Origin of the sequence: Sphingomonas sp. 66-10, from assembly GCF_001897045.1 — a bacterium.
In the GTDB taxonomy this organism is placed as follows: domain Bacteria; phylum Pseudomonadota; class Alphaproteobacteria; order Sphingomonadales; family Sphingomonadaceae; genus Sphingomonas; species Sphingomonas lycopersici.
The window spans coordinates 15580-18495 of sequence record NZ_MKRR01000023.1; the positions used below are offsets into that span (position 1 = coordinate 15580).

Consider the following 2916-nt stretch of genomic DNA (forward strand, 5'->3'; position numbering starts at 1 on the left):
GCCGTTCGGGCTGAGCTTGTGGAAGCCCTGCACGTTCAGAAGTACAGCCCTTCGACAAGCTCAGGGCGAGCGGGGGTTAGGAAGCGCCTGGCCCCCTATCCTCGCGGCAATCCCGCGGTCACCGCCTCATATTCCCGCATCGTCTCGTCGAAGATCTGCGCCACCGGCTTCACATCGTGGATCCGCCCGGCGACCTGCCCGGTGAGCGCGATCCCCGCCTCCAGATCGCCCGCGAAATAGACCCGCTGGGTATCGGCGAACTCGCCGAAGATATTGGGCGAGCCCTCCGCCGCGAGCCGCGCGGTACGCTCGGTACGCAGCGCACGGAGCGCCGGCCCCGGCCCCTTGCGGTTGAGGAAGACGGTATCGGTCGCGTCCGCCTCGACGATCGCGCGCTTCCAATTGTCGTGGACCGGGCTTTCGGCGGAGGAGAGGATGCGCGTCCCCATCAGCACGCCCTCGGCGCCGAGCGCGAAGGCCGCCGCCATCGTCCGCCCGTCCATGATCCCGCCCGCGGCGACCACCGGCACGTCGACCGCCTCGACCACCTGCGGGACGAGCACCATCGTCGACACGTCCTTGGGATTCTTGAACCCGCCGCCCTCGCCGCCCTCGACGATCAGCCCGTCGACCCCCGCCTCGACCGCGCGCAACGCCCCGGCGAGATTGGGGACGACGTGGAATACCGTCAGCCCGGCATCCTTGAGCATCGCGGTGTATTTCATCGGATCGCCGGCCGAGGTGGTGACGAACTTCACCCCCTGATCGATCACGAAGCGGATGATCTCTGGATCGCGGACGAAGGCCTGCGCGACATTCACCCCGAACGGCTTGTCGGTGAGCATGCGCATCTTGATGATCTCGCCGCGCACCGCGTCGAGCTCACCCGAAGAGGTCTCGATGATCCCCATCCCGCCGGCATTGGATACCGCGGAAGACAATTGCGCGCGCGCGATCCAGCCCATCGCGGCCTGGATGATCGGCTTTTCGATCCCCAGCAGCTCGGTGATGCGCGTCCTGATCGCCATTGCCCGCTCCTCTTTCGTTTTTCGAAAGACGGGTTGGCATGAACACGGTGTCGACGCCAGCCCCAAACGGGCCGGCGCCGAAATCCGGGTATGTTACTCCGCCGCTTCGGCGGTGGTTTCCGGTGCCTTCCACACCAGCACCGGCTTGCGCGCGGCGAGGGTTTCGTCGAGCCGGCTGCGCGGCGCGAAATGCGGCGCGGTGCGCAGCGTCTCGTCGCCGGCACGCGCGCGTTCGGCCACCGAGCGCAGCGCGCCGATGAACTGATCGAGCGTCGCCTTGCTCTCGGTCTCGGTCGGCTCGACCAGCATCGCACCGTGGACGACGAGCGGGAAATACATCGTCATCGGGTGGAAACCCTCGTCGATCAGCGCCTTGGCGACGTCGATCGTCGAGAAGCCTTCGGCGAAGCCCTTATCCGAGAAGATCGCCTCGTGCATGCACGGCCCCGAGGCGGCGAACGGCGCGTCGAGCACGTCGCTCAGGCTGCGCAGCACGTAATTGGCGTTGAGCACCGCATCCTCGGCGACTTGGCGCAGGCCGTCCGCGCCGTGGCTGAGGATATAGGTCAGCGCGCGGGTGAACATCCCCATCTGGCCGTGGAAGGCGGTCATCCGGCCGAAGCTGTCGGCGTGGTGATCCTGCGCGGTTTCTTCCTCGACCAGCGCGAAATGATCGCCGCGCTTCTCGACGAACGGCAGCGGGGCGAACGGGGTGAGGCGCTCGGAGAACACCACCGGCCCCGACCCCGGCCCGCCGCCGCCATGCGGGGTCGAGAAGGTCTTGTGCAGGTTGATGTGCATCGCATCGACGCCGAGATCGCCCGGCCGCACCCGGCCGACGATCGCGTTGAAGTTCGCGCCGTCGCAATAGACATAGCCGCCGGCGGCATGAACCGCCTCCGAGATCGTCCTGAGATCGCGCTCGAACAGCCCGCAGGTATTGGGGTTGGTGATCATCACCCCGGCGATATCCGGCCCGAGCCGCGCCTTGAGCGCCGCGGTATCGACGCGGCCGTCGGCGGTGGCGGGGATATCCTCCACCGCAAAGCCTGCGAAGGCGGCGGTGGCGGGGTTGGTGCCGTGGGCGCTTTCGGGGACGAGGATTACCTTGCGATGCCCCTCGCCGCGCTTCTCCAGCGCCGCCTTGATCGCGAGGATGCCGCACAATTCGCCATGCGCCCCGGCCTTGGGGCTCATCGCTACCGAGTGCATGCCGGTCAGCGTCACCAGCCAGTGCGCGAGCTGCTGGATCACCTCGAGCGCGCCCTGCACCGTATCGATCGGCTGGAGCGGGTGTAGATCGGCGAAACCGGGCAGCCGCGCCATTTTCTCGTTGAGCCGCGGATTATGCTTCATCGTGCACGAGCCGAGCGGGAACAGCCCGAGGTCGATCGCATAATTCTGCCGGCTGAGGCGGGTATAATGCCGCACCGTCTCGGGTTCGCTGAGCCCCGGCAGGTCGATCGCCGCGGTGCGCGCTAGCCCGCCAAGCCGGCTGGTCGCGGTGACCGGCGGGGCCACTTCGACCCCGGTGGTGTGATTGTCGCCGATCTCGAAGATCAGCGGCTCTTCCAGCATCAATGCCTTGTTGCCGGTGAAGGTGGGGGCCGCATTGCCGCCCTGCTGCGGGGCGGTCGGGCGCCAGCCGCTCTGGTTGATCGCGCTCATGCCAGCACCTCCTCAAGCGCCTGGGCCAGTGTTTCGACATCCTCCGCGGTGGTCGTCTCGGTCACCGCGATGACGAGCCCGTTGGCGAGGCCGGCTTCGTCGGGATAGAGCCGCCCGAGCGACACCCCGGCGAGGATCCCCTTGTCCGCCAGCGCGCGGACGATCGGGCGCGCCTCACGCCCGAGATCGAGCGTGAATTCGTTGAAGAAGGTCTCGTTGA

The 2916-nt window shown here is 67.5% G+C and carries 2 protein-coding genes and 1 pseudogene; all 3 read right to left on the reverse strand.

Annotated features, from left to right (window positions below):
• Positions 1-95: 95 nt before the first annotated feature.
• The gene (locus BGN95_RS02945) at positions 96-1028 is read right to left on the reverse strand and encodes an NAD(P)H-dependent flavin oxidoreductase (RefSeq protein WP_179510885.1); all 933 of its coding nucleotides are present in this window, start codon (positions 1026-1028) and stop codon (positions 96-98) included.
• Between the two features lie 93 nt (positions 1029-1121).
• A complete protein-coding gene (gcvPB, locus tag BGN95_RS02950; RefSeq protein ID WP_265268500.1) occupies positions 1122-2696 on the reverse strand; it encodes an aminomethyl-transferring glycine dehydrogenase subunit GcvPB in 1575 nt (524 codons plus the stop codon).
• A pseudogene (locus tag BGN95_RS02955) lies at positions 2693-2916 on the reverse strand (glycine dehydrogenase); the annotation flags it as partial. The pseudogene BGN95_RS02955 and the gene gcvPB, both read right to left, overlap by 4 nt.

Excerpts from the sequence above, each read along its gene's own strand:
- BGN95_RS02945 (WP_179510885.1), bottom strand. The coding sequence starts at position 1,028 with ATGGCGATCAGGACGCGCATCACCGAGCTGCTGGGGATCGAAAAGCCG.
- gcvPB (WP_265268500.1), bottom strand. The coding sequence starts at position 2,696 with ATGAGCGCGATCAACCAGAGCGGCTGGCGCCCGACCGCCCCGCAGCAG.